Below are 26,438 nucleotides of genomic sequence, written 5' to 3' on the forward strand. Positions count from 1 at the left end.
GCAAACGCCCAAGATCTGGCGAGAGCTGGACAAGTGGATGCGTCACCGGCTGCGAGCCATCCAGCTCAAGCACTGGCGCCGTGGTCGGGTCATTTACCGAGAGTTGCGTGCCCTGGGTGCTACAGCTGACGCCGCCAGGCAAGTAGCGGCGAGTGGCCGGTGCTGGTGGCGCAACAGCGGGGACTCGCTGAACCGAGTCCTGACCATCGCCTACTTCGATCAGTTGGGCATGCCCCGCCTCACTTAACCTCAACCTCTCGAACCGCCCGGTGCGGACCCGCATGCCGGGTGGTGTGGCAGGGGCGCAGCCAGTGCGGCTGCCCCCTATGCCGATTGAGCCTTTGCAAGTTGCGGGAAGAAGGGCGCAAGTACCGAGGCGGCCTGCTCGACAGGGCGCAAACCGCTCCAATGCCGTCCCTCCCATATTTCCTTTCCACTCTGATGGGGGGATCGGAAACTTGCTCAAGATGCCGGCCGCGCCTTGAAGATGTAGTCCGACGCGCCATAAACTTCGCCGGTCATTTGCGAAATGACGCAGTGCAAAAAGAGCGCGCCTCCGCGCCGTGCAATTCGAAGCCAACACCGCCAGGTTCAAGTCCGCAGGCAATGCACAAAGCGGAAAAGCACCCACGGGTGCCATGTCGAATCGGCGGAATCGCCGCTGCTCAACCCGCCAGGGAGACGGCGGGCAAGGCGGATCTTCTTGCAAACAAGGGAATCATCGAGACGTGCTAAAGCTTTCAACCAGATTGAGGTTTGGCAGGGCTGCAATGTGCCTGGGGATCATTCCATTGCTGGCGTCCTGCGCACTCGCGCCGGGCATGCGCTTCGACCCACAGCGCCCGCTCGATCCGGAAGATCCGGAGTCGGTGCCCAAGATCACGCAGATCACACCGGCGCTGGTGCGTACGCTGAAGGCCGCCACGCCATCGGTGAACGCCGGGGTGGAGGAGCTGTACGACGTTCCAAAGCCCTATACCGTAGGCGTCGGTGACATCCTGTCGATCGTCGTGTGGGACCACCCGGAACTGGTGTTCCCCACGCAGACCTACTCGATCGGCACGGCTTACGAGATTCCGAACTACAGCGGCGCGGCCAACGTCCCAGGCTACGTCGTGAGTCCCGCTGGCACCATCCAATTTCCTTACGCTGGCGTGCTAAAGGTTCTTGGCCGCACGCCAGACGAGATCCGTGGTCAGCTGAGCACCCAGCTCAAGCCGGTCGTCAACATGCCACAGGTTACCGTTCGCGTGCTCGCCTTCCGCAGCAAGCGTGTCTACCTCGACGGCGAAGTCAAGACGCCGGGTCCCCAAAACATCGACGACGTACCCATGACCCTGGTCGAAGCGCTCAACCGCGCCGGGGGTGTCAACGTCCTGACCGGCGACAATAGCCGCATCCGCATCTCCCGCGAGGGCAAGACCTACGTCGTCAATATACCTGCGCTCTTGCAGCAAGGCATCGACCCCGCCCACATTCTGCTGCGCCACGGCGACATCGTGCGCGTGGAACAACGCGAGGACAGCAAGGTGTTTGTGACCGGCGAAGTCGTGCGTCCTGTCGCCGTCATGCCGCGCAACGGCCGCCTGACACTCAGCGAGGCCATCGGCGAAGCCGGCGGCGTGAACCCCCTCTCGGCCAACGCGAAGGAACTCTACGTTATCCGCAAGAGCATTGATGGCGAAGCCCAGGTGTTCCATCTCGACGGAAAGTCCCCGGTCTCCTTTGCACTGGCCGAATCTTTCGAGCTGAAGCCAAAGGACGTCGTCTATGTGGATGCCGCAGGTGTGGTCCGCTGGAGCCGCGTGATCAACCAGCTGCTGCCGAGCGGCAACTTCTTCACGTCCACGGCGAACGCGGTCAAATGATCAAAACCGTACTCGTGGTGTGCATTGGCAATATTTGCCGGAGCCCGATGGCTGAAGGGTTGCTAAAGCACGCGTTGCCAAGGCTTACCGTGTCGTCGGCTGGAATCGCCGCTTTAGTCGGCAGATCAGCTGACCCGATATCCGTGGATCTTCTGGCGAAGGGCGGATTAGACATTTCCTCTCATCGCGCCAGGCAACTGACGGGGATTGAAGCTGCCATGGCCGACTTGATCCTGGTGATGGACCAGAAGCAAAAGCACGACATCGCAAGTAAGTATCCGCATGTCTCGGGGAAGATATTCAGGTTGGGCGAGTTTGGAAAATTTGACATCCCCGACCCGTATCGAAAGCCGCGAAGCGACTTCGAATCAGCGCTCAAGCTAATCGACCTTGGACTGAAAGCCTGGGTTCCAAAAATTTCGGCTGTTAATTAGCTGAATCTTTGTAAAACAAAAAAGCGAAAAATATAAGCACTGAGCGGCCAGTATTGTCGGAACATTAATGGGTGAAGAAAATGGAAATAAGGCATCTCGATGGTACGGCCCTACTAGAGACCGGTGTCAGCAAATTTTCACAATCTTTTCGCGTGGTGTTCGTCGTTGAGGCTGCGGGCGGCGGCGTCGCAGTTCACCTGGTGGATATGATCCGTGGGTTGGTTGCAAAAGGTGTCGAGGTACACCTGATCGTCCCATCAGGGGCTCGCTTCGATGCGAGCATTCTTACGGAGCAAGTTATTGGCCTATGCACGTCCTTTGTGCGAGTTCCTATGCACCGTAACGTCACGTGGCGGGATCTCATCGCATATTTTCATGTCTTTCGACAAATAATCAGAATCCGCCCAGCGATTGTTCATAGCCACAGTTCGAAGGCGGGGGTACTCGCACGGCTTTGCCTCGGCCCGTGGAAACAGGTTTACACCCCGCACGCCCTCTATACACTAAATCCCTATTTGGCGCGAGGGAAACGCAGGTTTTACGGTGCAATCGAGCGTCTGTTTGGCAGAATCTACACGGATCGGCTAATAGCGGTTTCCAGGGACGAGGCTGAACACGCGCGCAATGTTTTGGCCATACCCAGTCGAATAACCACCACCATTTACAACGGGATACCATCCTTCTCTTTGATGTCACAGGGCGACGCCAGGAAAGCGCTGCGGCTCGAACAAGGGAAGTTCTATGTCGGCTTTGTTGGCCGCCTGGAATTTCAGAAAGGCATCGATAGACTCGTTTCGATATCCAGGATCCTATATTCGAAGTTCGGCGAAGGTATCTGTATTGTGATAATTGGATCCGGAGATATCGAAGTTGCGACCGGTTTGCGGGCAGTAGATCTGCCGGCAAACGTTCGATTTATCGGACCGATCCCTCAGGCACGACAGTATTTTGCCGCGTTCGACATATTTGCCCTCGCCAGTAGATATGAAGGGTTTCCTTACGTCTATCTCGAGGCGATGGCCGCATATCTGCCGATAGTTACAACAAGGGTTCCCGGCGCTGAAGAGCTGGTTTCCGAGGAAGGCATCGGCATTGTTGTTGAAAATACGGACGAACCCCTTGACTTCGCCGACGCAATACAAAAGCTTTTTGAAAATTCAGAATTGAGGGAAGAAATGCGTGTCAGGTGCAAGGAGGCCGTAGCAGGATATTCCGCCTCCGAAATGGTGGAGCGGACGCTGAAGGTTTATGCCAGCCTGGGCGATGGGGGCACAGAATGAACTCGCACTGTCATGTCGCGTTGCTACATGCATATAGTCGAAAGAACTCCGGCGATGGACTGCTGGTGGATTTGTCCGTGAAAATTCTTAGGGAGGCGTTGGGAGATAGGATCAGAATTACGATTGTTGCGGCAGACCCCCACTCTTTTTCAAACTATTACGACGTGGTCCACGCACCCGTACTTGCGCAGAACGGATTTGGCCGTGTGGCGGCGGCACTTGGGGTGGCCCTTAATATTCCTATCGCGCCTACCCGGAAGCTTCACCAGCTCCTAAAAGAGGTAGATCTCATCGTGGGCGTTGGTGGGGGATATCTGCGAGCCCGCAACAACGCCGAAGCGGCCAAGCTTGCGCTCGGGCATCTCGTGCAGTTAAGAGCGGCCCGAAATTCGGGAAAGCCAGCAATATATCTACCTCAGAGCATCGGACCGACCCTGCTTCACCCCGACGGATTTGCGAGTGTATTTCACACAAAATTGACTCAATTGCTCGGGGGATTCGAGCGTGTCTTTGTACGTGACGAGCGGTCATTCACCGCCCTCGAAAAAAACTCTAACACGCGTCGCGCACCGGATCTTGCGGTGCTTGAGTTTAGCAATAGCTATGGTAAACAAACGCATCGGGCTCGCAAAATAACTCGCAATATTTGTCATGTTGCATTGGTTTTGCGCGAGGCGCCGAGCTGGGACCGCGAGCAGCGAAAGCGTTATGCCGATTCAACGAGAGAGCTGATATCTGAGTTAAAGAAACGATGTAAGGTAACGTACGCAATTCAGAGCTCGGGTCGCGGAAACGACGACGTGGCTTACTACAAACGAATTGGGATCTCGGACCCGCTCAATTCCCTGAAGACGATTCTGAGCGAAGATAAACCCGACGTCGTGATCTCTGTTCGCCTTCACGGTGCACTCGAATCGATACTGGCTGGTGTCCCGGCGTTCCATTTGAGCTATGAAAGAAAAGGATTCGGCGCGTACAAGGATCTCGGTGTCGACGGGTGGGTCGAAAACGCTGCGGATTTCTCTGCATGGCGAGTCATACATAAGATTTTCGAAAGCAGTGCGATCGACAATTTTTGGCTAAATGCGGAAAAAAAACTGACCGAAGCGCGCAATAGCTACGACTCGATCGTGAGTGAAATTCGCCGAATTACGCGGGATTCGCAAAATTAGAAAACTGTATCTAACCAATCTTAATCTTCACTGCCACTAGTTAGCAAACTGGAGTAGGCGGAGGGAGGGTATTTTTGATGAACGATCGACTTCCTGCTCAGTACAATCTCGCCTCCGCGGAGGAGGACGGTGAACTTGTCCGCTATTTAGACGTATTGCTGGGGAACTGGAAGCTGATAGCTTCGGTGCTGGCAGCAGCTATTTTTCTGGGAGGGGTGTACGCGATCCTCGCGACCCCTATATATGAGGCAGATGTCCTCATCCAAGTGGAGGACAGTCCCACAAGTGCCAGCAGCCTTCTAGGTGACGTATCGCAGCTGTTTGACACCAAGACGCAGGCCGCAGCCGAGATCGAAATACTCCGATCGCGAATGGTCGTGGGCAAGGCCGTCGACAATCTTCGTCTCTACATCGATGCTAAGCCACGCTACTTCCCGTTCATCGGCCGTTGGATCGCCAGTAGAAACAAGGGCATTTCCGACCCCGGAATTCTCGGCTGGGGAGGGTACGTATGGGGCAGTGAGTCGATAGATGTCAAAGAGTTTAATGTTCCTGAGGAACTCGAGGGAGAAGACTTCGTCCTCACGGTTTTGCCCAACGGACGCTTTCGACTTGAGCAACCCGATCTAGATAGTCCGATCGAGGGTAAGTTGGGTGAGGTCACCTCCGTTACGCAGAGTGTAGGTCGCATAGAAATCTCGGTGGCGGGGGTCAAGGCGAAGCCACTGGCTAGATTTATTCTGATTAGAAATTCGCAGTTGAAAACGCTGCAAGAGCTGCAGGTGAACCTGCGAATAGAAGAGAAGGGAAAGCAAAGCGGGATTATTGACGCTTCTCTGCAGGGGAAAAATCCCAAGCTGACTTCGAATATTCTTAACGAGATAGGGCATGAATATGTCCAGCAGAATATCAGGCGAAAAGGAGAGGAGGCCGAGAAGTCAATTGCGTTTCTGGAAAAGCTTATGCCAGAACTTAAGTCGCAACTCGAGATATCCGAAAACCGATTCAATGCACTGCGAAATTCCCGCGGTACATTTAATTTGAGCGAAGAGGGAGCTGCCTACCTCCAACAAAGCGTAACAACCCAGACGGCGCTCTTCGAACAAAAACAAAAACTTACCGAGCTACGCAGCAGATTCTCTCCCGATCACCCGGCTGTTAAAGCTGTGGAGCAACAGGTTGCTGCGCTGAATGCAAAGGTAACGTCGCAAGCAAGACAAATGAGATCTCTGCCGAATCTGGAGCAGGATGCCGTACGCCTGATGCGCGATGTACAGGTCAGCAATGATCTGTATGTCGGTGTCCTCAATAATATGCAACAGCTCAAGCTGGTTAAGGCGGGCAAAGTGGGCACTGTTCGACAACTGGATGAGGCACGTATACCCGAGGAGCCCGTTAAACCAAAACGCGCCCTAGTAATGGCCGTTGCGGCAATTCTGGGCCTTATGCTCGGTGTAATTTCGGCATTTGTGCGCGAGACGATTTTCGGAGGGGTGACGAGTGCGCAGGATATTGAGCAGCGCACCGGACTTAATGTCTACGCAACGATACCGCTATCCCAGGCGCAGCTCGAGATATCAAAGGCCATTGGCGCGAAGAAGAGCGGCCAGCATCTTTTGGCAAACTTGGAACCTGATGAAGCCTCGATCGAGGCACTGCGGAGTTTCCGCACGGCGCTGCAATTCGCAATGTTAGATGCTCAAAATAACCGCGTGCTTTTGACGGGAGCCACCCCATCGGTGGGGAAGTCATTCGTGTCCGCAAATCTGGCTGCTGTATTGGCCGCTGGCGGTAAGCGCGTTCTTCTGGTTGATGCGGATATGCGAAAAGGCTATTTGAATCAATATTTTGGACTCGAACGTGCTCCTGGCCTGTCGGACGTTCTCTCTGGAAATTCATCGCCCGAGAAAGTTACCCATTGCCGCGTTTTCCATAACCTGGATTTTATCAGTACAGGCGCTATTCCGCCTAATCCGGCCGATCTGCTTTCGAATGATCGATTAAAAGCATTCTTGGATGCAAAAAGTAGCAAATATGATATCGTTCTCGTCGATTCGCCTCCGGTTCTTGCTGTGTCCGATGCTTCGTTGGCGGCAGGCCACTGCGGCACAGTATTTGTTATAGCGAGATCAAACGTAACTACGATCGGTGAGATCACGGAGAGTGCAAAGAGTTTGGGCCATTCGAACGCAAGTATAAAAGGCGTGATTTTCAATGGCGTTGATCAGAGCGCATTTACGTATGGTTCGAAATACGGAAGATATCGTTACGTGAAATACGAGTACGGGAATTCTGCAGGCGAGACTGCCTGATGCCAGGCATGCCTGTTAATCGCTCCACGATTAAGAAATCGCGATGCTTTTTTTGCAGGTCGCTTCGCAAATCTGCTTCAGAGGAAGTGAATTGATGAGGTTGCTCGACGTGATGAAATGTGCCGAAGATGAAAGATCGCTCACTATGGTGATGGACGGAAATTTCAACCGCTTCGGCGGTGAAATTATGAGTCCTCATATGGGATACAAAATGTTCGGTGCGAGATTCGTCGATTTTTTCGACCGCGTGGTTATAGCAGCCAGGGCGTTCGATGGGACGCGCTCGGTTGGAGAGGCGGTCACCGGGCCGAAGGTAAAATTTTTGGATTTGGGCTCGAATAGGGGCGCGGTGAGCCTGCTGCTAAGTACTCCCAGGTTGATTGGCCGGCTATGGCGCGTGGTGCGATCTCCTGGCGTCATATTGATCAGGTTTCCAGGGAGCATTGCTGTTCTCACCATGCTTCTTTGCCTTCTGTCTGGAAGAAGATTCTCGGCGGAGATTGTGGCTGATCCGGCAGACTACTTTAGTGAGGCTGCCTCAACGCATCCGCTTCGAAGGGTGGCGAAAGTCGTTCACGTATATTTCACAAAGTTGGCGGCTCGAAAATCGCAAAGCGTCAGATACGTGACGAGCCGTTATTTACAGGATAAGTATCCATCCACGCCGGACATAGCATTCGGATTCAGTGATGTGTATTTGCCGGACAGTCTTTTTTCCGATAGCTCCGCCTTGCATGAGAAGCTGAACGCCGTAGATTTTAGCCTCGTGAACATAGGGATGATGCATAACCACAGCAAGGGTCATATCGTCTTGTTAGACGCCGTGGCCGAGCTTCGACAGAGAGGGGTTGCGTTAAGGTTGTCCCTGGTGGGGGACGGGGCGTTGCGCAAGGAGTTTGAGGCATATGCACGCCGACTCATGATTGAAGATGTAGTTGACTTTGTCGGCGTAATTTCCGCGGAAGAAGTGCATGTGTTGCTCCGTAAACATCATCTCTTTGTATTGACGTCTTTTCAGGAGGGCATGCCCCGGGCAATGCTTGAGGCGATGGCTGTTGGCCTGCCTGTGCTGGCAACGAAGGTCGGCGGCATACCCGATGTTCTGCCCCCGCAGCAACTGGTCTGCGCTGGTGACCGACCAGAGCTTGTGAAGGCAATCGAGAGACTGGTGAGAGACCGCACCTTGCTGGCACGTCAATCTCGTCAGCAGCAACATGTGGCCATGGAGTTTAGTGAGGAAAAGCTACGTCCGAAATACGCTGCATACTGCAACAAGCTTTTCGAGGCGCGATAGGATGCGCAGGGATGTAATTTATGTGATTGCCGGATCCGCGATCCCGGCGATTGGCAATTTTCTCGCGGTCGTTATTGCGTTGAAAAATTTAAACGTCGAGTGGGCCGGCAAGTGTTATGCATTGATGGCGATGTTTTTTGTGGCTATCGATGTATTTAATTTTGGTGCAGCAAGAATCTATAGCGTAAGCAAAATACGGGAAAAATTTACAAGCCTGCTTTTCTTGGATGTTTTTAGCGCGCTCGGATCATCGGTCATATTTTTGGGTGGGGCCTTTCTGCTTCACAGCGTCGGAGTCGTCGCGATGCCGCAGATATGGTTAATTCTCGTGCTCGCACCTATGGCCTATGCAATGTCACATTTCCCGCTGGGATACCTGAGGCTGAATGGTGGGAACGGATTGATATGCCTGGTTTCTGCATTCGCTGCTTCTTTGCGCGTCGCGGCAGTCTGGAAGATCTCGCTTGAGCAACAGTGGGAGCCTTATTTCCCTGACCTGTTATTGGCGGTGGAGGCTATTTATGGCCTTCTGTTGCTTGGCGCGTATAGGATAGTCGTGTCAAAGCGCTTAGGAAATACGGCCACGAGCCAGAGTCTGCGGCTTGCAAACTATTCACAGATAGTCAGATTTGCGTGGCGCGAATTGCTGAGTAGTTGGTATTCCAATGCGCTATTCTCGGGCGCAAAGCACGTTGACGTAATGATTGTTGCTGCCGCTGCGGGGCCCGCGGCGGCCGGTCTCTATCGCGGCGTGAAAAGTATTCAGAATTTAGCATTTAACTTCGGTCAATCGCTGGCGTACATCGTTCAGAAGCGGTTTGACTATTCTTCTATGTTGCGCAATAAAGGGCGAAAGAGTGTTGTGCTGTTTGTGTTTGCCGCGGTGTCTATACTGGGTTGTTGCGGGTTGATGGCTTATCTTTCCTGTGTTGTGAATCTTTTTCCTCTCGGGGAGGTGGGGTCCTTCCGGCAACAGTTCTACTTTATGTTTTTAGTGTTTGGTGGGGCGTTATTGATATTTTCTTGTAGATTGATATCGCTTTATGTTTTCGTGAATGATTCACGGCGCTTTGTGTTTATTTCGACGTTCGAGGTTATTGGGGTAATAGTCGCGCTTTTTGTTTTCACAAAGTGGCTCGGTGTTTTCGGTGCGGTAGTTTCGATGGCGGTCGTATACGCCGTGTTGGTACCGTTGTCTATTTTCTGTCTTCCAAGAATAGCTGAGACGTAGTAGATCGGTTGCGGATTCCGTATAAACAGGGCCAGGCATGACATCAGCACCCCCGCGTAGTGTGCTCCGGAGACGGCTATCCATTTTATTGGGATCTCTTCCGATTTTAAGGTTTCAGCCGGCACAGGGCTTCGAGCCATCTCCCGAGAATGAAGATAGGGCGCCCAAAATGGTATTCGCACACTATATGGTTGCGTGGCCAAGGGCAGGAGCTAATGCCACTATTGAGGACTATCAAGCGGAGATCAGAGAGGCTATTGCCCACGGGATAGACGGCTTTGCCCTCAACTGTGGTGGCTGGAGCAGGAGCGAGCCCCATTACAAGCGCAGAGTCATGCAGATTTTTGAGGCAGCAAGCGCGCTTAAGGCTGATTTCTGGCTGTTTGTTTCCGCTGATGGCAGGGCGCAGGACGAAGTCGAAGATATTGTGCGAAGTACTGCGGATTTTCCGAATCAGCTGAAAGTGAACGGAAAGCCTGTCCTTTCAACGTATTCCGCAGGGGGAAAAAGCTCAACAAAGCGTGCGTCGCTCATTAAGTTGTCCCGCGAACTTGGAGTGTTTTTTGTTCCTCATTTTGTCCCGGATACAGGGGAGGAGGAAATAAAAGACAGCCAGGCGCAGGAACTCATCTCGAAATTGGGCGGGGCGGATGGATACTTCTATTTTGGTGCCGCCGGCTCTCCGTGGGTTCTGGCGTCGTCGATTCGAATGTTGAGCGACCGAATCAGGGCCGTGCGCAAACTGTTTATGTCATCAGTCACTCCGTACTATAGGGGGTTGTATAACGGCACTAATTATAGGGCTTTCGAGACTTATGGCTTTGTCGGAATGGCAATGGAATGGGAGGCGGCAATCCATGGCGACGCAGACTGGGTACAGATCGTAACCTGGAACGATTGGGCAGAGTCGACATATGTAGCCCCCATTTTAGCCGCGGAAAGAGGACGAGTATTCGCTGAACGCTTCAATGACATGCTTTCTCATAAGGGGTATCTTGAGGCCAGCAGGTATTACATATCTTGGTTCAAGAGGGGAAGGCGACCGGAAATCAACCGCGACGAGATTTTTTATTTCTACAGGCTTCATCCGGTAGACGTTTCTGAGTACGGGGAATGGTCGAGCTTCGGGAAGAGAAGTGTGCGTAGTTTGCCTAGAACAAAAGAGCGGCTTTCGCCGGATATACATGTGACCTTGCTGCTCAAGGATCAGGCGGAGTTCACGGTGAAGATCGATGGGCGTATAAGCACTTTTAAAGTTGGCCGCGGAGTAACCCATCTTAGTGTTGCTTTTCATGCAGGCATTCCTCGATTTACTCTGCGTAGAAGGGGGAGCGTGATCATTGATAAAGTCGGTGAACTGGAAATAAGTTCGGACGATTTTTCCGGGCAGTACAATTATTTTGCTGGTAGTGCGAAGGGGTAGATCGAAGTTGGTCGAAACCGAGGAGTTGTATGCTTTATTCCGTCCAGTTTTTGAGAGCCGTAGCCGCCGTCCTTGTCGTCGTCTGCCATGCTGTTACCAAGCAAGGGCAGATTTCCGGAACCGGCGCGGTTTGGGAGATCGGCGGGTCGGGCGTCGATCTCTTCTTCATCATTTCCGGGTTCATCATGTGCCACGTGACAGCCAACCGGAAGGTGACTATGCGGGGCTTCCTGGTCGCCCGCGTGCTTCGAATCATCCCGCTGTACTGGGCGCTCACTCTGGTTGCGCTAATGGTCTACATCGTAAGCCCGAGTCTGGTGAACAGTAGTGGCGGCACCACGACGGTGCTGCACTCGTTCACGTTGATTCCGACGGGGGCTAAGTTTCTAATCCAGAACGGGTGGACGCTGACCTATGAGTTTTGGTTCTACGTTATCTTCGCCGCTACCCTCGGTTTCGCACTCCGATGGAGGTTGGCGATTGTCAGTGGCATCATGGTCGCGCTTGCAGTTGGAGGTTCGGTGCTGCAGCCAGCCAACCCCACAGTCAAATTTCTTACGGCTCCTATTGTGCTTGAGTTTGTTATGGGCATAGGGGCGTACTTGTTCGTGAGGTATGGTCCTCGGTCACGGGAACTCAGCGCGCTATTGGTATTTATCGGCGTAGTGAGTCTTTTTTCCTACGCGCTAAGTGGAGAAGTGCATGATCGAGTCTACAGCTACGGCGTCCCAATGGCATTTGTATTTGCTGGGCTTGTAAGTGCTGAGGACACCGTTAGGCGGGTGTCCGACACAATGCTTGGTCGAGTGGCGGGTACCATCGGCGATGCATCGTACTCACTCTATCTTTCTCACCCGTTTGCGTTGGCTACTACTGCATTCGCAATCAAGCGCTTCGGGCTCCAGGAGTATCCAATCACATCGATTGCTGTTTTGACTGCGTTGGCGCTGGTGGGTGGATACCTTTGCTATGCATTAATCGAAGTCAACCTTATCAAACTCGTGAAGTTGGCATCGGAGAAATCAATGTTCGGCGTGCGAGCCGACGGCAAACGGGTGGCACAACGATGAATACGCGCCGCTATAGTGGCTCTCCAGCAAACGGAGGGAAAGCAATGTGGGCGACCCTAGCGATTGGTGCCGGCATGTGTTCCATTGCGGTAATCATTGAGAACGGCCGAGCGCATCCGCTGACTGTAATTCTGGCCCTTGTGCTTGTCGTCGCGGTCATGATGATTCGACCGCGCAATGCGACGGTTCGCTGGTTCCGCCTTTTCCTTCTGTTCTCTTTGGGGATATTTCCTCTCGGGCAGCTGATTACCGGTGATGAGATCTACCTGAGGCTTCTGTCGCAGGATAGCCTTGCGGTTGGCACCTGGTTCTTGGCCAGCATTGCCGGCGTTCTTGTGACGAAAGTCTACCTCGACCTCAAGTCGAAAGATCTAAGACCATGGCCGGACGTTTCCGATCGGACGGCGAGGGCTAACCGAATCGCATACATGTTCGCAGCAATGTCATTGGCGGCACTTGCCTTCATGTACATCAAGCTCGGCGGCTATGGAGCGGTTGCCAGTGCTTACGAAGACCGGCTTGAGGGTACTGGCACCGACTATGATCCATTCAAGGGATTGGGAGTCATCCAGGCGTTTGCTAATACTTCGCCGCTTTGGGTATTCGTCTGCCTGATGGTCCGAAAGCGACCGAGTACAATCCTTACACTTATTGCTTTCGCCCAGCTTTTCGGGCTTGGGTGGTTGGCGTCAGGGGTTGCCGGTAGTCGACAGGGCATCGTATTCGTGCTCGTCTTCGCGTTGTTCATCTATCACGGCTTCGTCAAGCCTATCAGCGCAAGAAAGGCGAAGATTGTGGGTGCAGTCGTTGCGCTGACAGGTATCGTTCTTATCCCGCTGAAGCTCGGCTTGGGGTTCGAGGACCTTGGCAAGATCAACCAGCGTTTCGCGGAAAAGCGGGTGTTGCAAGTCAGCATGGGCCCGATCAGCTCGTTTCTGTTTCGCGACCTTTCAAGATTCGACGTGCAGACAACCGCGATCGAAGAGATTGGGAAACCTGGATACGAACTTTCAATGGGGCGGAGTTTTCTAGGCGCGATCGCCTCCGTCATTCCGTCGGCACTTTGGAAGGGTAAGCCAGACACCTTCGCACAAGAAAAGACCGAGATCGTTCAGGATGTTGAGCGTGGTACGTTGAAGAAGACGACATTGCTGTTCGGCATGCCGGGGGAGTTCCTGGTCAATTTCGGTTTGCTGGGATACGTACTGTCGTTTGTAATTCCGGGGTGGCTGCTCGTAGTGCTGAACAGGGTCAGTGGGAAGTCGAGCAGATGGAAAGCGCTCCGCGCCGTCCTTTGGCCGCTGCCGTTCCTGTTCTTTCTGTTCGATTCAAACGTGATGGTGTATTACGTGATTCGGTGGGTTTTATTATTTGGCATACCGATGGGGTACGCCTTGAGCTGGCCGCGATATACGAGCCTTTGGCTTGCTGAAAATCGGGGTCCGTCGGCGCCCATGGCTACATGATTTCCCGAGGCCTCCATTCGAAACACCAGCCACCTCTCGGGGTGGCTTTTTTGTCCCGGCCGCGCGCCGGCGCGCCTTATAATGCCGCATGCTCTGCCTGGCGGCGGTGAGATACTGGAGCGCGGGCAAGGTGCCATTGCCGGGCGACATTTCGCTTTGGAGTCATCAGTTGCTGGAGAGTGGAGATCGCCCAGGACCGGTACGGATACCCCACGCGAAAGTGGGTTAGCGTAGTACAACTACCTTGAGCAACGGTTGACAAGGATCTGCAGTTCCGACGTGACCCATGCTTGGGATCGATCCCGCGTGCCAGGTCGTGCGCCTGCTATTGTGCCTTGGCTTTTATCTGCCTTGCTTCTCTGCCTTCGCAAAGGGTATGCAGTCTGGGCGCCTATTCTTCGATAGAAAAGAAGAAGCAAGGAGAGGCCGACCTGGGCTATTGCGAAAATACCCTTGCAAAGGGAATAAGTTGCTACGAGGCATGCAAATGCGAGAGGAGGGCAAGCTTAGCCCGAGCGACTCCCGGTGTCCGAACCGCGAAATTCGACTTCGAGCCCGGATGTCGCCTCTGTCTTGAGGGATAGTGCGCGTTTGACCTACGAACTCAATGTCCCGAACGCCAGTGGAATTGATAGCTCACTATCCGTGATGCGCAGGCTTCAATACGCATTCTGTCCACTCCACCCCTTGAACGCCGTCCAGAAAATAATCCTCAAGTCCATCCAGAACGACCAGTTCCGGATATAGAAGATGTCGTGCTCCACCCGCTTTGCCATCTTGTCCAGGGTGTCGGTCTCGCCGCGATGGCCGTTGATCTGGGCCCAGCCGGTGATGCCCGGTTTGACGCGGTGGCGCAGCATGTAGAAGTCCAGCTGCTCCTTGTAGATGTTGTTATGTGCCATGGCGTGCGGCCGGGGGCCTACCACGCTCATCTCGCCCTTGAGAACGTTGATGAACTGCGGCAGTTCGTCCAGGCTTGTACGGCGCAGGAAGGCACCAATCGGCGTCACGCGGCTGTCGCCCTTTGTTGCTTGCGTGACGACGCCGTGCTCGGCATGCACCTTCATGCTGCGGAACTTGTAGACGTGAATGACGCGGCCATCCATGCCGAGACGCTCCTGCTTGAAGAAGACCGGGCCCGGCGAGTCGCGCTTGATCAGGATGGCGATGAGCAGAAACAGTGGCGACAGCGCGACAAGCACCAGTGCCGAGAAGCTGCGGTCGAAGATGGCCTTGATGGTGCCGCGCACGCCGAGCGATGGTGGCTTGTTCATTTCCACCGCGGGCATGCCCAGGAAGTTTCCGACGTTGTGGTTGAGCAGGTCCAGGTCGAGCACGCTCGGCATCCACTTGATGTCGATGAAGTCGTTGCGCAGCGAAAAGGCGATCTCCTGCATCAGGCGGTGCTCGCTCATTGGCAGGGTGATCCAGATCTCATGGATCCCGTGCTCGCGGGCGAAATCCGCTATGTGGGCGCTGTCGGTGATGCGCCGGCGCCCCTCCGGCGTGGATTCGCTTTCAGCGGCATAGATGCCGCTGACCTTGAACCCGGTGGTGTGGCTGGCGGTCGCGCGACGGTACATTTCCTGGCCGGTCCGGCCAAAGCCGACGATGATCACGCGCTTGTTGTTGGCGCCGGCAACGCGCAGCAGGTTGAGCACGGCACGGGTGACCACGCGCAGGCCCACCAGGCCGGCCAGCGAGAAGGCGTACCAGTACACCATCCACAGGCGGGACAGGGAGTCGGCCTGATGGAGCAGGTAGGTCAGCAGCAGGCTGACCAGCCACACCAGGCTCCAGGCAGACATCAGGCGCGCAGCGAGCGAGAACAGGCTGCGCCCGCGCCACGAGGTGTAGACGTCGAACCCGGGCAGCACGATGAAGGCGATCGCACAGCCGAAGTACTGGATGAACTGATGGATCGGCGCGTGCGCAGTGGCAAACCGCACTTCACTGGCCAGGATTGCCGCAAGCCAGATGGCGCCGGCGTCGAGCAGGCGAGCCATCAGCGCGAGCTGATCATGGTGCCTGGCAAACATATCGCGATAGATACCCAATTGCTTCCCCCAGAAGCGTTGAGTAATGGGCGTTCAAGCGAGTGCCCATGCCTTGTTGTCTCCTCCGAACCTCCGGTCCGCGCGCGTGGCGTCCAGGCTCGTTGCGTGGCATGCATCGTTGCTGCGCATGCTCAAGGTGTCGACAAAGCAGAGTCGTGCGGGGCTGCATTGCGGCAGCCGGTTCCATGGTGTGGCGGCGGTCAGCTGATGACCGGCCACGGCCGCATCCTTGAGGGTCGTCCATGGAACCGCAACGCTCTTTTTGCTGCCGGCGCGCTGATGGCACCGGCGTGCTTCGTGTTTTCAGGGCGAATAGTGCGATGCAGCGAAATGCCTCGGTACCCTTCATCAGAAGGGAAAGTCTGGCCTTGGCCGATGATGCATTCGACCACTATTCGCGAAGGGCTTCGTCGATTTTTCGCGCGCGAAGGTGCCGTGCAACTGACTTCAGCGTTACCCCGCTCAAGGAGGGAAGCGAGAGGCCAGCGCACCCCTCGCACCGGGGGTGAAAATAAAAAGGCATTGGCGAGCGGTTCGGGACCGCCGAGTTTGTGTGAGCCCATCAAAGGCAGATGCGGCCCGGTAGCCGGACATCCTTCACTCAACCGCGGCAATGAAATGAGAAAGAAGACAGAGCCACATACGGTATTCACGCGGGAGCAGCTGGATGCGTATTTCGCTTCGTACATAGGGATGGAAGGTGGAAATCCAGGCGCTGCGGTATGGTTCTGCGATAGCTCCCCGCATCCGAGCGGCGCGTCGCTATTGGCCCCGTTGGTCCCCCGTCGCCAACCCGGCGCATGGGATGCCGCCTACCGTTGCAAGTATCGCCATCACATGGAGCGCTGGCAGTCGCACCAGAGGATTGCCCGCATCATGGCGGCCGCGCGTGCACAAGTCTTCAACACGGCCATCGGCGAGCAGGACTGGAAGCAGTACTTTGACCATCACCTGTACGCGCCGCACGGCGCCGAGTTCAAGCTCAGCCTGTTCCCGCTGCCGGCGCGCCTGATCAATCAGACACCGTGGTCGAAGGCGTTTCGCGATCAGCCGGAGCTATTGCCCCGGCAGCGTTACCTCGACCTCTGCCGCGAAGGCCGGCGCTTTGCCTTCATCGATGCGATTCGCCGGCGCTGGAAGCCCAAGGTGGTGATATGCCTGGGCGAGCGGCACGCCGAAGACTTCGTGCAGGCGTTCGTCCTCGCGCAGGCGCGTGCCACCGACCACGTCCTTCAGCCCGCCGACCAGCCCAAGACCTTACGGGTGCTCGAGCGAGACGGCACCACGTGGCTCATCTGTCCGCCATTGGCCGGCGCAGCGGGATTGATGTCTGATGTGTTGCTTGATGCGATGGGGCAGTACATCACGCGCTGGCTGCAGCCGGACGATTTCCCCGAGCTCTCGACCGGTGCGGAGGAGCCGATAGCGAGGGCGTCATGAGTCATGACGCGCACGGTTCGCCGATACCGTTCGCCTGGCCGCGCGGTTTGCGCAGCAAAGGATTGTCTTTCCCCCGCCAAGTAGGGGTGACACGGATTGGTGGATGCGTTTATCTGCGGGCTGCTGCGATCTGCAAGCAGCTGACACAGCACCCGCTCGCTAGTTTCGTGCGTGGCATCAGCGGCAGCGTAGTGCGCCGGAGACTGTGCGCGGCAGTACTCCGTCGCAGTATTCCCCACCATGTTTCGTTGTAGCGAAGTATCGAACTCAGGAGAGCAGCGTGCAAACCAAAACCCGGAACATCTTCATCCTTGGCATCATGGCAAGTGCCGCAGCAACGCTGGTGGCTTGCGGTGGCGGCGGCGACGATTCGCCCCCGCCCACCCAGCCTTCCGCGACCGTGAGCGGCAAGGCGGTGGACTTCTACCTGTCCGGCTCGACTGTCACCTTACTTGACTGCGACAACAAGACCGCGGTCACGAACGGAACCGGAGACTTTACCTTCCCGGCGGGCTGCACCAAGAGCGCGCTGAGAGTGACCGGCGGTACCGATATCGGTACCAACCAGCCGTTCACCGGGGTGCTGCAGGCACCAGCGCTGGATTACAAGGAGGGAGTGATTCCGGTGGCTTCGCCGCTGACCACACTGGCGGCCCAGCTCGGCTCGGGCCAGGCTGCGCCGCTCGCGACGGGGCTTGGCCTGCCGGGCAAAGACCTGGCCACGCTCGACCCGATGCAGGACGCAGCCGCGCTGCGGGCGGCAGTCGTGGTGCAGCAACTGGTGGATCACGTCGCCAAGACGCTGACGGGCCTGGGCGAGGGCGGCACGCTGACTGCCGCGGATACGGCCGCAGCGGCCTCCAAGGCCGTCGCCAACGCCGTGGCCGGCGCGCCGGGCACGGCAGACCTGACCAGCGTTGCGCTGGTCACGAACGTGGTGTCCAGCGCTGTGCAGAACGCGCAGGCCGGCCTGCCCGCCGAACTGCGCTCGGACATCGGCGCCGTTGCCGCCAATGTGGCCGCACTCGCCGCGCCGGTAATCACGACCCAGGTGGCAAGCGTGAGCACGGCGCTGGCAGCCGTCGATCTGGGTAGCAGCCCCACCCAAACGTTGGCGGCGCTGACGGAAAGCGGATCGCTGAACATCGTGACCGAGAGCGCGCAGTCCACGACGACCACTGCGCTGGTCCAGGCGGTGACGACTGACGGGCTGACGGATGCATCGATCACGAACACGCTGGCTGAACTCGGCGATGCGGTGTCGACCGGTAACACCGCCGAGATCCAGCAGGCCGCTGCGGACCTGGGCAGCGCGGTGGATGCTGGTGCCATCAACAACGTGGCAAACGCTGTCGGGCTGAACAACTACCTCTTGCTGTCAAACCTGACGATCAACGGCGCCAACTACCCGATCACCGACACGATCTCGGCCACGGGCGGCACGCTGGGCTCGATCCAGGTCGCGCTGACGCAGAATGGTAACGCCTTCGACGGCGGGCCGTCGCAAGTGCGCGCCGGGTTGAGCTATACCTACGGTGGCAACCAGGTCGATGTCATCATCGAAAATGTGACGCTGACGTTCAACGGGTCGCAACTGGTAGATGCGGTGGTGCCCGCCAATACCGCCTATTCGTTCCGGATCAGCGGCAACTTGTCTGCCGCGGCAAGCCTGACCAACAGCGTCGCCGACAGCCTGTTCTCCACGGCCAACGGCGGCTCGCTGAACCTGCCGTTCACGGTGTTCCTCGGCAAGCTCAGGTCTGCCGGCGCGCTGAGCCAGGCGCAGGTTGATGCGCTCACGCCAACGGCCACCAGCACCTTCCCGGTGACGTTTGCCACAACCACCGGTGTCAGCGGCCGGGATGTGAAGGTGGGCATGCTGGTCAACGGCGAGGTGGAGTTCGCCAAGACGGCATTGGTGAAGACTGACGCCGAGATGGTGGTCGGCGACGGCCTCAAGACTACGGTGACGCTGAATCCGTGACCGGCGCGTAGTGGTGCCTTCCGCCCGGATGGGGAAGGCCAGCCCCCCGGTCATCCGAACGCCTGTCTCAAGCCAGTCGCAAGTGTGACCGGGTCTTTTTTGTCTGCGTCGGGCACTTCCCGGAGCGCCCGACGCATGAGGCTCGCCCAGTTGCCTCGGAGTTTTCTATGCAGCTGATTCGCAAGCGCCGGTTGAACCCCGCCTGCGCCCTGATGCTGGGCCTGTCGTGCGCGGGCACGGCCAGTGCCGCCCCCGACGATGTCTTCATGCAAGCCGAGCCCGCCACCGGAGAGTTCACCTCGGTGCGGGTGGAGGCCAGCTACGATATGGTGAACCGCGCCGTGGATGTCTTCAACCTGCGCGGGCAGCAGGGGCCGGTGTCGGACAACGCCGGTGATTATCGTGGCGGCAAGCTGATGCTGGGCTACAAGTTCTCGCCGCACTGGTCAGGATCGGCCACCTACTGGCGCCGCGGCATCGAGTACGGGCAGGATCACAATCAGATCGATACCTGGATGCTGGGGATGCACTACGACCCGCTCGCCGAGGCCGGCGCGCGCGATCGCGTCATGCTGCGCTTCTCGCTATGGGGAGACCACTCCGGCAGCCTGAACCGCTCGTCGCCGGTGATGGTCCGCAATACGACGTTCAACAGCCTAACCGTGAACAACGCGAATGATGTCCAGGCCCAGGCCGACGTCATCTTCTCCGGCGAACTGACCGAGCGCAACCAGCTTACCGGCTTCATCGGCCTCGGTGTCAGCCGCGTGTCGATCGGCAGTATCAACACCCGCCTGCAGCGAGGCAACTGCAACTTCAATGTCGCGATTGGCTCCGACAATATCGCCAATGGCCAGCTAGCCGCGCCGTGCAACGTGGGCAACGCTACCCTGCAGTCGGCGTCGTTCGCGGTCGATGCCGGCCAGTTCGGGCTGAATTTTAACGACGACTTCAACTACACGGCCGGCTATCTGAACCTGGGCGGGTCATGGCGCTGGAAGTACGAGCGCTTCGCGGCACGCCTTGGATACCAGTTCCAGTACCTGCTGCGCAGCAATGTCGATAGCCGCGCGGAGACCTATGGCTATTCGCCGATCCGCTCCAACCATACGCTGGGCCTGGAGTTGTCGTATGCGGTCGTGAAAAACGTGGAAGTATTCCTGCGCGGCCAGGCGTCGCTGTACAACTTCGTCGGGACCATCCCATTCCTCTATAACGCGACCACCGCGGGCAAGCTGGATCGGTACTACGGCTACGGCTCGATTGGCATTCGCTTCTCCGGGTTCTGAGTTTGAGTTCCTGATGAACGCCACAGGGTTGATCGATGCCGCTTCATGGATGAAGGTTCCTGAGTGGCATTCACCCTCTATTTCCCAGAGATCGTCTGCATATTCCGATCCCCTCCGGTGAGGGGATCGAAAACAAGGAACCCCCAATATATTGCAATGCAGCAGAGGCACTTATGTCAGATCTTAGAAGATTGAAATTCCTAAATCAGGAAGGTCTGGTTAGAATCAAGCCATCGATAAAAGATATATAGATAAATCAGTTGAGTGAAATGCGCGAGGTTGCACGTCAGGATAAATACATTAATCGTTAGCAGCAGTCGTCGCTAAGCGTGCAAGGTCAGGGAAGCAGTTTCTTCCATGGAAAAAAATATCTGATAACAAGAATTATCCTGGCTCCGGGATAACACAGGCTCACAGTTTTTCCGCTCGAGCCGAGACCGCTTTCAGTGCCCAACAACTGGATTTCTGGCAGGCGGCGCCGTGTGCGAGCGCGAGCCCGGCTCCATTATTCAAGCAGGCAGCTCAGGGCCTTGGAAAAGACCCAATCGGCGCGGGAATGTCGCCCGCGATGGCGCACTGACGCCTTCGCCTCCTGTCTGCGGATAAGGATTTGCAAAAGACCACGGCAGTACGTGCGCCCACGAGGCGCCGGCATGCTGCGGCATTGAATATCGGGGGTCCCACCAAGCAGCAAGGGATAACATGCAGCATTCAAAGGTGTTCGCGCGTCAGGAACTCGATCGCTATTTTTCCTCCTACGTTGGAATGGAGGGAGGCAATCCACGGGCTCCCGTCTGGATATGCGACAGAAGCCCGGCGTGGTCGGAGCCGCTGGTCGCACCGCTGCAGCCGCGTATGGCACCGCCAGCCTGGGACGCCGTGTTCCGCAGCCAGCACCGGGAAGACATGGGCAAGTGGTTCGGCCATCAGTGCATTGCGCGCATCATGGCCGCCGCGCGCGCCGAGGCGCTGCGCGTCCGCCTCGGGGACAACGACTGGGAGCAATACTACTGGCGCCATCTCTACTCGCCCAGGAGCGCTGAATTCCGGCTCAGCCTGTTTCCCCTGCCTGCCCAGGTCGACGGACGAACGACCTGGTCCAGGGCGTTCCGAGGTCAGCCTGAACTGATCCCGCAGGCGCGCTACCTGGAGCTGTGCCGACATGGCGAACGCTTCCGGTTCCTCGAAAAGACCCGTGCCCGCTGGCGCCCGAAGGCCGTCATTTGCCTGAGCCATCGCCATACCGACGAATACGTCGACGCGTTCTCGCTAAACGGGCTCGCCAGTGAAGAGCATGCACTCCAGCCGGCAGACCAGGTCAGGCGCTTGCGGCTCTTCACCAAGGACGGAACGACCTGGATCATCTGCCCGGCTATCGGCGGCAGCGCAGGGATGACGTCGCAGGTTCAGCTCGATGCGTTTGGAAAGTTTCTAGGCATGCGCCTGGCAGCGAGCGACTTCAAGCATTGCCTCGATCTCGATGCCGTCGACCATGAAGCGCCGGCGCGGCCGGAGCGCTTGCCGCAGGCGCACCAGCGGAGCAGGTTGCCTGCCGCCGCGGCTGGTGGCCATGCTGAGGAACGTGTCCGGCCAGCGTCTCCCGGAATGGAACCCGCCCGGGCGGGAAATTGCGCCTTGTTCGCGTAGCGCGACAAGAAAAAATCTGATGTAAATAATTTTCAATTTTCCGAAGTGCATATATTTGGCACGATTATTGTTCTTCATTCATTGAAATTTCCCATTGAGGGCACCGTTATCGCGGTGCCTATTTTTTAACTCTTGCGCAGAGCGGCTGTCGCCGACGAATAATGCCGAGGGGCAACAGCACGCACTCGTCCGTTGCCGCGCCCGACCACGCATTGCGCCCTGGCAATATGCCGCTTAGCTTGTTTCTTGCCGCTCGCCCCAGTAGGGGTCGCGGCCATAGTATGCATGCACCGAGGCACCCCACTCGGGGTCGGCCATGCTCGGCCAGTTGTCCTTGTCGAAGCCGGGCGCCGTCTTGATCCTCTCTGCCGTCATGGCAATCCGGAAGCACTTTTCGTCAGTGTCCATTACCAGGGCACTCCACGGAATTGCGTGCAACCTGTTGCCGATTCCAAGAAAACCGCCCGTAGTCAATACTGCATAGGCGATGCGCCCCCGCGGGACGTCAAGCATGATCTCGGAGATCTTGCCCACGTCTTGGCCGTCCGACGAGTATGCGGTGGTGCCGTCGAGGCTCGATGCAGCCATCACTTGCGGACCTGGCCCTGCGCCGATGCCGGATCCTATGATTGCCGCGCCTTCGGATGGTTTCGATTGCATGGTGTGCTCCCATCGTGTCGGGTTGACGAACAATGGAGATAAGCAACGGGTATGCCTGGCCGGTCTCGCGCGCCACGTCGACAGCGCGGTTGCCGATAGGAAGCGTCCTGCGTAATTTTTCCCAGGCGGTTGAAGGAAGCGGCTGGCAGTGTTGCCCGGGCGCTCTCGAGATATGGACGGGTCGTCAGGCACGCGATGACGCGCAGTTCACGTGCTGGGGCGATTCGTTCTTCAAGGTGGCGGCGGGATTGGGCATTGAAAGGCAGGCGCCTGCTGTTCAAGACCTCGGTAAGTTATTGATTTTATTGGGACGTGTCTGCAGGTTCTGGCTCCGGTTGCTGATGGCAGAAGTCGCGCTGCCTCTCTGATCCGCATCCATGAACCCCGTTTCTGGCGCACATGCTTTCGCTACATAGCGGTGCCGGGTCCGGGTGGGAAGCTGCTATCAAGAGCCGTTTGCCATTGCTGCCGTCCGCCCATGAAGCGCACCACCACCATTCCGTCCCCGCCGCCTGACGCCGCCCACGCGCTTGCGCCGGCTGGCGCGCCGGCGGGCGTGGGCTGCCCCGAGGACCGCAATTTCGTCACGGCGCTGGCGCGTGGCATGGAGCTGCTGCGGGCCTTCGGGCCGCAGGACGATTACCTCGGCAATGCCGAGCTGTCGCGCCGCACCGGCATCCCGCGGCCGACCGTGTCGCGGCTGACCTACACCCTGGCCACGCTTGGCTACCTGACCTATATCGAAGGCACGGAGAAATACCGGCTCGGGCAGGGCGCGATGGTGCTCGGCCATCGCTACATTGGGGGCGCGGGCGTCCGCGAGATCGCGCAGCCGCTGATGCAGTCGCTGGCCTTTGCCACCGACTGCACCGTGGCGCTGGCGATGCCGGACCGGCACGCCATGGTCTACCTGGAAAGCTGCCAGCCGCGTGGCGCGCTGGTGATCCGGCTGGCGCCGGGTGCGCGCTTGCCGATGGCGACCTCGGCAATCGGGCGCGCCTGGCTGGCAGGGCTCGACGCCGGGCACCGCGAAGCGGCGCTGGCCGAACTGGCGCGCCACTACGGCGTGCGCTGGCCTGCCGTGCGCAGCGGCATCGAGCGCGCGCTGCAGGACTACGCCCGCCGCGGCTTCTGCGTGGCGCACGCGGAATGGGACCGCACCGTCAGCGGTGCCGCGGCGCCGCTGCGGCTCGCGGGCAGCAGCGAAGTGCTGGCGATGAATATCGGCGGCTCCGCGGCGCGGCTGTCGCCGGAAATCCTGGAGGGCAATCTCGGCCCGCGCATCCGCGACCTGGCCGAGACCCTGCAGGCGCGCCTGTGGCAGCCCGGCGGCGCGCGCGCTTCGATGCGGCTGCCGGCGGACGGGCCCGAGACGGGCGCATGTCCCGCCAGCCGGCGAGCCGCCAATGAATGACACGTAACAGACCCATATCAACCAGGATCGATGAGGAGATAGCGCATGGAAGTACGCAACAAGACCGTGGTGGTGACTGGCGCGGCCACTGGCATTGGCCGCGCGCTGGCGCTGGCGTTTGCACAGGCCGGTGCACGAGGCGTGGCCGTGGCCGATCTGAACGCGGATGGCGCCGCCAGGGTCGCCGCCGAAGTCCAGGAGGCCGTGCCATCGTGCCAGGTGTTCGCGCAAGCGGTCGACGTCGCCGATGCCGCCGCGGTGCAGGCACTGGCCGACGAGGCCACGCGCCGCTTCGGGCAGGTCGATGTGTTTTGCTCCAACGCCGGCATCATCCTGCGCAAGGGCCTCGACGCGGGTGCCGACGAATGGCAGCGCATCTGGGAAATCAACGTGATGGCGCATATCCATGCGGCGCGCGCGGTGCTGCCGCAGATGCTCGAGCGCGGCGACGGCTATTTCGTCAATACGGTATCGGCGGCGGGGCTGCTGTCGCAGATCGGCTCCGCCCCTTACGCGGTGACCAAGCACGCGGCGATCGGGTTTGCCGAATGGCTGTCGATCACCTACGGCGACCGCGGCATCAAGGTCAGCTGCATCTGCCCGCAGGGCGTGCAGACCAACATGCTGTTCGGCGAGCAGGGGGAGCGCAAGGGCTTCCTGCAAGAGGGCTCCGTCACCGCGGAGCATGTGGCCGCGGCGACGCTCGAGGGCGTGGCCGACGAGCGCTTCCTGATCCTGCCGCACCCGGAAGTGCTGGAGTACTACCGCCGCAAGGGCCAGGACTACGACCGCTGGCTGCGCGGCATGCGGCGCCTGCATGACAAGGTGATGCAAGAGTTCGGCGGCATCGCAGTGTAAGCAGTAAGCGCGCAGGGCCCGCGCGGGCCAGGCGCCCGCCTCAGGCGTCCGGTTCCGCCGCCGCCTGCGCGTTGCCTTCGCCGCTGGGATCGTGCAGCCGGGTCAGGCTGATGAGGGCGCCGGCGGTCGCGACCGCCGCCGCCACATACAGCGCGATCCGCGCGGCGCCGTCCGGCGCCAGGCTGAACAGCAGTGCCACCAGCGCCGTGCCGGTGGTCTGGCCCAGCAGCCGCGTGGTCGCCTGCGCCCCGCTGGCGCCGCCGCTGCGGGCCGGCGGCGTGGCGCCGATCATGGCGCGGTTGTTGGGCGACTGGAAGAAGCCGAAGCCGGTGCCGCACAGTGCCATGCGCCACGCTATGTCGAGGCTGCTGGCATCCGCTCCCAGCGTTGCCAGTCCGACCAGCCCGCCGGCCAGCATGGCCAGCCCGAGGCCGGCGAGGATGCTGGCCGGGTAGCGGTCCGAGAGCCGCCCCGACAGTGCTGCCATCACCGCTACCATCATCGGCCACGGCGTGATCAGCAGCCCGGTCTCCTGCAGCGAGCGCCCAAGCTGGTATTCGAGGTAGAAGGGCAGCGCCACGAAGGAAAGCATCTGCGTCATGAACGAGCAGAAGGAGGTGCCTACCGCCAGCGCAAAGGCCCGGCTGGCAAACAGGTCCACCGGCACCAGCGGCGCGGCGCGGCCGCGCTGGCGCCGCACCAGCAGCCAGCCCAGCACGATCGCGGCGGCAATCCCCGCGACGCCGGCCGCGCGCCAGGCGGCATGGCCAAGCCCGTCCACGCCCAGGATAAACAGCCCGAACACCAGCGCCGACAGCAGCGCGCTGGGATAGTCGAAGCCGCGCGGCTGCGGCGGCGTCTTCGGCAGCGCGCGCCGGCTCAGCACCAGTGCCAGGATGGCCACCGGCACGTTCACCGCGAACAGCCACTGCCAGCTGGCTACCGCCAGAATGATCGCCCCCAGCGAAGGCGCCACCGCGATGGTCACGCCCACCACCAGCGCGTTCAGCCCGATGCCGCGGCCCAGCTTCGTGGGCGGGTAGATAAAGCGCACCAGCGCGGTATTGACGCTCATGATGCCGGCGCCGCCGATGCCCTGCAGCACGCGCGCCGCCACCAGCATCGGCAGGTTGACCGACAGCGCGCACAGCAGCGAGCCGGCCAGGAAGGTTGCAAGCCCGGCACGGTACACACGCTTGTAGCCGAGGATGTCGCCCAGCGATGACAGCGGCAGCAGGCACACGGTCACCGTGAGCTGGTACGCGTTGACGACCCAGATGGTGCTCGACGGCTCCGTGTGCAGTTCACGCGAGATGGAGGGCAGGGCGATGTTGGCGATCGAGCCATCGAGCACGGCCATGATCAGGCCGAAGAAAACGGTGAGAATCGCCCAGGTGCGTTGCGGCTGGGGAAGGCCTTGTTCTGGCTGCATGGGAGAGACATTGAAGACAATGGCGCGCCGCGGAAAGGCGAAGGATGGCGGGCCATCGTGCGGCCTGGCCATTATCGTCCCGCGTGGCGGTGCTCGCAAATCCGACA

19 protein-coding genes and 1 pseudogene are annotated in these 26,438 nt (G+C 58.5%); 17 read left to right on the forward strand and 3 right to left on the reverse strand.

The features are described from left to right. From K309_RS42785 to K309_RS35730, 11 genes and pseudogenes are all read left to right on the forward strand, one after another. Window positions 1–247: pseudogene (locus K309_RS42785) on the forward strand (group II intron reverse transcriptase/maturase); the annotation flags it as partial. A gap of 481 nt (window positions 248–728) precedes the next feature. Further along, window positions 729–1,868, forward strand: coding sequence for a polysaccharide biosynthesis/export family protein (locus K309_RS0101745; protein ID WP_029044812.1), 1,140 nt, complete (start codon window positions 729–731; stop codon window positions 1,866–1,868). After that, window positions 1,865–2,302 (forward strand): low molecular weight protein-tyrosine-phosphatase, encoded by a 438-nt coding sequence (locus tag K309_RS0101750; RefSeq protein WP_029044813.1) that lies wholly within the window; start codon window positions 1,865–1,867, stop codon window positions 2,300–2,302. The genes K309_RS0101745 and K309_RS0101750 overlap by 4 nt, the downstream gene beginning before the upstream one ends. Before the next feature lie 80 nt (window positions 2,303–2,382). Then, the gene (locus K309_RS35715; protein WP_084402330.1) at window positions 2,383–3,582 is read left to right on the forward strand and encodes a glycosyltransferase; all 1,200 of its coding nucleotides are present in this window, start codon (window positions 2,383–2,385) and stop codon (window positions 3,580–3,582) included. After that, entirely contained in the window at window positions 3,579–4,754 is a 1,176-nt protein-coding gene (locus K309_RS35720) for a polysaccharide pyruvyl transferase family protein (RefSeq protein ID WP_035876573.1), read from the forward strand. The genes K309_RS35715 and K309_RS35720 overlap by 4 nt, the downstream gene beginning before the upstream one ends. Window positions 4,755–4,831: 77 nt before the next feature. Further along, complete coding sequence (locus tag K309_RS0101765; protein ID WP_029044814.1) at window positions 4,832–7,066, forward strand: polysaccharide biosynthesis tyrosine autokinase; 2,235 nt, start codon at window positions 4,832–4,834, stop codon at window positions 7,064–7,066. A 94-nt stretch (window positions 7,067–7,160) separates the two neighbouring features. Then, window positions 7,161–8,360, forward strand: a complete 1,200-nt coding sequence (locus K309_RS0101770) for a glycosyltransferase family 4 protein (protein WP_198030776.1) — start codon at window positions 7,161–7,163, stop codon at window positions 8,358–8,360. A 1-nt stretch (window position 8,361) separates the two neighbouring features. Then, a complete protein-coding gene (locus K309_RS0101775; RefSeq protein WP_029044816.1) occupies window positions 8,362–9,591 on the forward strand; it encodes a hypothetical protein in 1,230 nt (409 codons plus the stop codon). Window positions 9,592–9,760: 169 nt separating this feature from the next. Next, entirely contained in the window at window positions 9,761–11,014 is a 1,254-nt protein-coding gene (locus K309_RS0101780) for a glycoside hydrolase family 71 protein (protein ID WP_156914281.1), read from the forward strand. Window positions 11,015–11,043: 29 nt separating this feature from the next. Then, entirely contained in the window at window positions 11,044–12,084 is a 1,041-nt protein-coding gene (locus K309_RS35725) for an acyltransferase family protein (protein ID WP_051320286.1), read from the forward strand. Window positions 12,085–12,128: 44 nt separating this feature from the next. Beyond that, on the forward strand, window positions 12,129–13,550 hold the full coding sequence (locus K309_RS35730; protein ID WP_232232295.1) for an O-antigen polymerase: 1,422 nt from the start codon (window positions 12,129–12,131) through the stop codon (window positions 13,548–13,550). Window positions 13,551–14,209: 659 nt separating this feature from the next. On the opposite strand, the gene K309_RS0101795 is transcribed toward K309_RS35730, so the two are convergent. Next, entirely contained in the window at window positions 14,210–15,589 is a 1,380-nt protein-coding gene (locus tag K309_RS0101795; protein ID WP_029044818.1) for an undecaprenyl-phosphate glucose phosphotransferase, read from the reverse strand. Window positions 15,590–16,225: 636 nt separating this feature from the next. On the opposite strand from K309_RS0101795, the gene K309_RS0101800 reads away from it, so the two are divergent. The 4 genes from K309_RS0101800 to K309_RS0101815 all read left to right on the forward strand — a co-directional run bounded on the left by K309_RS0101800 (window position 16,226) and on the right by K309_RS0101815 (window position 21,967). After that, complete coding sequence (locus tag K309_RS0101800) at window positions 16,226–17,047, forward strand: hypothetical protein (protein WP_029044819.1); 822 nt, start codon at window positions 16,226–16,228, stop codon at window positions 17,045–17,047. 280 nt (window positions 17,048–17,327) lie between these two features. Further along, the gene (locus tag K309_RS0101805) at window positions 17,328–19,031 is read left to right on the forward strand and encodes a hypothetical protein (RefSeq protein ID WP_029044820.1); all 1,704 of its coding nucleotides are present in this window, start codon (window positions 17,328–17,330) and stop codon (window positions 19,029–19,031) included. Window positions 19,032–19,198: 167 nt separating this feature from the next. Beyond that, window positions 19,199–20,320 carry a hypothetical protein gene (locus K309_RS0101810; RefSeq protein WP_029044821.1) on the forward strand — a complete coding sequence of 374 codons (1,122 nt, stop codon included), beginning with the start codon at window positions 19,199–19,201 and terminating at the stop codon, window positions 20,318–20,320. Between the two features lie 702 nt (window positions 20,321–21,022). Then, a complete protein-coding gene (locus tag K309_RS0101815) occupies window positions 21,023–21,967 on the forward strand; it encodes a hypothetical protein (protein ID WP_029044822.1) in 945 nt (314 codons plus the stop codon). 234 nt (window positions 21,968–22,201) lie between these two features. Here K309_RS0101815 and K309_RS0101820 read toward each other — a convergent pair whose 3' ends face one another. Beyond that, a complete protein-coding gene (locus K309_RS0101820) occupies window positions 22,202–22,627 on the reverse strand; it encodes a PRC-barrel domain-containing protein (protein WP_029044823.1) in 426 nt (141 codons plus the stop codon). 478 nt (window positions 22,628–23,105) lie between these two features. Between K309_RS0101820 and K309_RS0101830 the strand changes: the two genes are divergently transcribed. Together K309_RS0101830 and K309_RS0101835 are read left to right on the forward strand one after the other, a co-directional pair. Beyond that, the gene (locus K309_RS0101830) at window positions 23,106–24,041 is read left to right on the forward strand and encodes an IclR family transcriptional regulator (protein ID WP_029044825.1); all 936 of its coding nucleotides are present in this window, start codon (window positions 23,106–23,108) and stop codon (window positions 24,039–24,041) included. Between the two features lie 45 nt (window positions 24,042–24,086). Beyond that, the gene (locus K309_RS0101835; protein WP_029044826.1) at window positions 24,087–24,899 is read left to right on the forward strand and encodes an SDR family oxidoreductase; all 813 of its coding nucleotides are present in this window, start codon (window positions 24,087–24,089) and stop codon (window positions 24,897–24,899) included. A 40-nt stretch (window positions 24,900–24,939) separates the two neighbouring features. Here K309_RS0101835 and K309_RS35735 read toward each other — a convergent pair whose 3' ends face one another. Further along, on the reverse strand, window positions 24,940–26,331 hold the full coding sequence (locus tag K309_RS35735; protein WP_051320307.1) for an MFS transporter: 1,392 nt from the start codon (window positions 26,329–26,331) through the stop codon (window positions 24,940–24,942). Between the last annotated feature and the right edge of the window lie 107 nt (window positions 26,332–26,438).

It is taken from the genome of Cupriavidus phytohabitans, from assembly GCF_000426345.1.
GTDB lineage: Bacteria > Pseudomonadota > Gammaproteobacteria > Burkholderiales > Burkholderiaceae > Cupriavidus.

Bases quoted from the DNA above. Each gene is read 5' to 3' on its own strand.
- K309_RS0101835 (WP_029044826.1), top strand. From the start codon at position 24,087: ATGGAAGTACGCAACAAGACCGTGGTGGTGACTGGCGCGGCCACTGGC.
- K309_RS35715 (WP_084402330.1), top strand. From the start codon at position 2,383: ATGGAAATAAGGCATCTCGATGGTACGGCCCTACTAGAGACCGGTGTC.
- K309_RS0101770 (WP_198030776.1), top strand. From the start codon at position 7,161: ATGAGGTTGCTCGACGTGATGAAATGTGCCGAAGATGAAAGATCGCTC.
- K309_RS0101750 (WP_029044813.1), top strand. From the start codon at position 1,865: ATGATCAAAACCGTACTCGTGGTGTGCATTGGCAATATTTGCCGGAGC.
- K309_RS0101815 (WP_029044822.1), top strand. From the start codon at position 21,023: ATGCAGCATTCAAAGGTGTTCGCGCGTCAGGAACTCGATCGCTATTTT.
- K309_RS0101820 (WP_029044823.1), bottom strand. From the start codon at position 22,627: ATGCAATCGAAACCATCCGAAGGCGCGGCAATCATAGGATCCGGCATC.
- K309_RS0101775 (WP_029044816.1), top strand. From the start codon at position 8,362: ATGCGCAGGGATGTAATTTATGTGATTGCCGGATCCGCGATCCCGGCG.
- K309_RS0101830 (WP_029044825.1), top strand. From the start codon at position 23,106: ATGAAGCGCACCACCACCATTCCGTCCCCGCCGCCTGACGCCGCCCAC.
- K309_RS35730 (WP_232232295.1), top strand. From the start codon at position 12,129: ATGTGGGCGACCCTAGCGATTGGTGCCGGCATGTGTTCCATTGCGGTA.
- K309_RS0101780 (WP_156914281.1), top strand. From the start codon at position 9,761: ATGGTATTCGCACACTATATGGTTGCGTGGCCAAGGGCAGGAGCTAAT.
- K309_RS35735 (WP_051320307.1), bottom strand. From the start codon at position 26,331: ATGCAGCCAGAACAAGGCCTTCCCCAGCCGCAACGCACCTGGGCGATT.
- K309_RS35720 (WP_035876573.1), top strand. From the start codon at position 3,579: ATGAACTCGCACTGTCATGTCGCGTTGCTACATGCATATAGTCGAAAG.
- K309_RS0101810 (WP_029044821.1), top strand. From the start codon at position 19,199: ATGCAGCTGATTCGCAAGCGCCGGTTGAACCCCGCCTGCGCCCTGATG.
- K309_RS0101795 (WP_029044818.1), bottom strand. From the start codon at position 15,589: ATGTTTGCCAGGCACCATGATCAGCTCGCGCTGATGGCTCGCCTGCTC.
- K309_RS35725 (WP_051320286.1), top strand. From the start codon at position 11,044: ATGCTTTATTCCGTCCAGTTTTTGAGAGCCGTAGCCGCCGTCCTTGTC.
- K309_RS0101800 (WP_029044819.1), top strand. From the start codon at position 16,226: ATGAGAAAGAAGACAGAGCCACATACGGTATTCACGCGGGAGCAGCTG.
- K309_RS0101765 (WP_029044814.1), top strand. From the start codon at position 4,832: ATGAACGATCGACTTCCTGCTCAGTACAATCTCGCCTCCGCGGAGGAG.